We start from the raw sequence: 2,928 nt of genomic DNA, 5'->3' as shown, positions 1-2,928 counted from the left end.
GTCGAGGGGGGGTGGCGGGGGGAGCCTCTACGACGTCCTGGAACTGATCCTGGACCGGGGGCTCGTCATCGACGTCTTCGTCCGCGTGTCCCTTGTGGGCATCGAGATCCTCAAGATCGACGCCCGGATCGTCGTGGCGAGCGTCGACACGTACCTCCGTTTCGCCGAAGCCTGCAACCGGCTTGACCTGGAATCCGGGCGCAAGCAGCCCACCCAGCTCACCGATCTCGTGGGTGAGATCACCGAGGGCGGGGCCAAGGGCAAGTCGAAGGGTGCCCTGTCCGGCGCCGTCGAGGCCGTGACCGACACCCTGAAGGGCGGGAGCGACGAGGACGAGGAGGACGAGTACGAGGAGGAGCCCGAAGAGGAGGAAGCGGAGTACGAGGAGGAGCCCAGGCAGCCGCGGCGCAGGAGCACCGGGCGGGCTTCCCGGCGGGAGAGGGAATGACCATGGCCGTCTACGTCTACTCCATCACCGCGAAGGACCACCCGTTGCGCCTGGACGGCCTCACGGCCGTCGGCGGATCGGACCGGGAGCTGCGCACGGTGACGAATGCCGAGCTCTCCGCGGTCGTGAGCGAGGCCCCCGAGGACCTGCGCCCCCGGCGCAGGGACGTGCTCGCCCATCAGGAGGTCCAGGAACGGCTGATGGCCGACGGTGCCGTGCTGCCGCTGCGCTTCGGCTTCACGGCACCCGACGAGGAGGCCGTGAAGGCCGTTCTGGAGGACCGTGCGGTGGAGTACCGGGAGCAGCTGAAGAACCTGCAGGGCTGCGCCGAGTACCACCTGAAGGTCTCGTGGGACGAGGACTCCCTGCTGCGCCGGGTCCTGGAGGAGAACGACGAGGCACGCCGGCTGAACGAGGAGATCCGCGGCGGAACCGCGTCCCCCGACATCCCCCTGATGCTGGGCGAGCTGCTCGCCAACGAGGTGCAGGCCCGCCAGCAGGCCCTCGGGGCGGGCATCGTCGAAGCGCTGCGCCCCTTCGTCCGCGACGACGTGGCCTCCGCGCCGGGCGGACAGGACTTCCTCAGCGTCTCCTTCCTGGTGGACGACAGCAAGGAGGAGATGTTCCTGGCCACGCAGCTGAGCCTCGCCAACCAGGTGGGCGAGGAGTGCGACTTCCGGCTGCTGGGACCGCTGCCCCCGTACAGCTTCGTGTGAGAGGGAGTGGCCCCCATGGGACTGTTCACCCAGATCGTCACCCTCCCCCTCGCGCCGGTGCGCGGGGTGGGCTGGGTGGTCGAGCGCGTACTGGAGGCCGCAGAGCAGGAGTACTACGACCCCGAGCCCGTCGAACGCGAACTCGCCGCCCTGGAGAAGGAACTCCTCGCCGGACGGATCGACGAGGAGACCTTCGAGGCCCGCGAGGAGGAACTGCTCGACCGGCTCGACGAGATCGCGGCCTTCCGGCGCGGCGAGCCCGCGCCCTGAGACGAGGTGACGCAGTGACGGATTCCCCGGCGGGCCGGCTCGGCTCGTACCCCACGAGGGCCGGTCCCCAGTCGTACGCCCAGGGGCAGGGGTCCTCGGCCAACCTGGCGGACATCCTCGAGCGGGTCCTGGACAAGGGCATCGTCATCGCCGGCGACATCCAGATCAACCTGCTCGACATCGAACTGCTCACCATCAAGCTGCGTCTGCTGGTGGCCTCCGTCGACAAGGCCAAGGAGATGGGCATCGACTGGTGGGAGCACGATCCGTCGCTGTCCTCCCGTGCCCACGGGGAGAGTTCGCTCGCGCAGGAGAACCGCCGGCTGCGCGAGGAGATCGAGGCGCTGAAGGAAGGGCGGGAGCTGACGGACACGCCGCGGGGCAGCGTGGCCTCCCGCCACCGCACGCGGTCCTCCTCGACGACGCACCGCCGCGGCGATCCCGGGACGGACGATGGATGACCGGGTCAGCTACGCGTACGCCGTGCTGCGCGGCGGCGGCGTTCCGGAGGGCGCCCTGGCCGCGCTGACGGGCGTCGCCGGGGCACCGGTGGGGCTCGTGACGGCGGGTCCGCTGGCCGCGGCCGTCAGCCCGGTGCCCGCCGCGGACTTCCGGGAGGAAGCCCTGCGCCGGCACCTGGAGGACCTGGACTGGCTGGAGGCCGTCGCCCGCGCCCACCACACCGTCATCGAGGCGCTCTCGGCGCACACCACCGTGCTGCCCCTGCGACTGGCCACGGTCTACCTGGACGACGCACGCGTCCTGGCCGTGCTGCGGGACGACGACGCGGCGTTCACGCAGGTCCTGGAGCGGCTCGCAGGACACCTCGAATGGGGGGTCAAGATCTACGTGGAGGCCCCGGCGGCGGCTGCGTCCGCGGGCACCGCCGGAGCCGGCGCCGGCGAGGACCTCAGCCCCGGCCGCGCCTACCTGCGTGCCCGCCGCGCCCAGCGGCACTCCCGCGACGAGGCCTACCGCGCGGCGGAGGAGGCCGCCGCACGCGTCGAGACGATCGGCCGCGAACTGGCGACCGGGCACGCCCGGCACCGCGTGCAGCAGGGGCAACTCGCCGCCGGCGCGGGGGAGAACGTCCTCAACGACGCCTTCCTCCTCGCGGACGAACAGGCCGAGGCCTTCCGCACCCGCGTCCTCGCCGCCGGCGAAGGACTGCCCGGGGTGCGCGTCGACGTCACCGGCCCCTGGGCCCCGTACTCGTTCGCCGCCCTCCCCGGCGCGGACGTGGCGGACGCGCCGCCATGACGGCCGCCGACCGGACCCCTGAACCCCTGGCGGAGCGTCAGGTGGCCCTCGTCGACCTGCTCGACCGCCTCCTGAGCGGCGGCGTGGTCCTCACCGGCGACGTGGTGCTCTCCATCGCCGACATCGACCTCGTCCGCATCTCGCTGCGTGCCCTGATCGTCTCCGTCAGCGAACGCAACCCCTCCCCGTGGGGCCCGGAGTCCGGCCCATGACGCCCCCGGCACCCCCCGGCGA

6 protein-coding genes are annotated in these 2,928 nt (G+C 72.1%); all 6 read left to right on the top strand.

What is annotated here, in order from left to right; translation table 11 throughout:
- Positions 1–448 (top strand): gas vesicle structural protein GvpA (locus tag PV350_RS45885; protein ID WP_500339224.1); only part of this gene is annotated, 448 nt, incomplete at its 5' end.
- A 2-nt stretch (positions 449–450) separates the two neighbouring features.
- On the top strand, positions 451–1,164 hold the full coding sequence (locus PV350_RS45880) for a GvpL/GvpF family gas vesicle protein (RefSeq protein WP_499516711.1): 714 nt from the start codon (positions 451–453) through the stop codon (positions 1,162–1,164).
- Positions 1,165–1,179: 15 nt separating this feature from the next.
- A complete protein-coding gene (locus tag PV350_RS45875) occupies positions 1,180–1,434 on the top strand; it encodes a gas vesicle protein GvpG (protein ID WP_018559348.1) in 255 nt (84 codons plus the stop codon).
- A gap of 14 nt (positions 1,435–1,448) precedes the next feature.
- Complete coding sequence (locus PV350_RS45870) at positions 1,449–1,895, top strand: gas vesicle protein (protein WP_499509489.1); 447 nt, start codon at positions 1,449–1,451, stop codon at positions 1,893–1,895.
- Complete coding sequence (locus PV350_RS45865; RefSeq protein WP_499509488.1) at positions 1,888–2,694, top strand: GvpL/GvpF family gas vesicle protein; 807 nt, start codon at positions 1,888–1,890, stop codon at positions 2,692–2,694. Before PV350_RS45870 ends, PV350_RS45865 begins: the two co-directional genes overlap by 8 nt.
- Complete coding sequence (locus PV350_RS45860; protein ID WP_499509487.1) at positions 2,691–2,906, top strand: gas vesicle protein; 216 nt, start codon at positions 2,691–2,693, stop codon at positions 2,904–2,906. Before PV350_RS45865 ends, PV350_RS45860 begins: the two co-directional genes overlap by 4 nt.
- Positions 2,907–2,928 lie beyond the last annotated feature (22 nt).

Origin of the sequence: Streptomyces sp. PA03-6a, from assembly GCF_033792765.1 — a bacterium.
Taxonomy (GTDB): domain Bacteria; phylum Actinomycetota; class Actinomycetes; order Streptomycetales; family Streptomycetaceae; genus Actinacidiphila.
The sequence above is the reverse complement of the archived record's forward strand: the minus strand, read 5'-3'. Positions and strand labels throughout refer to the sequence as shown.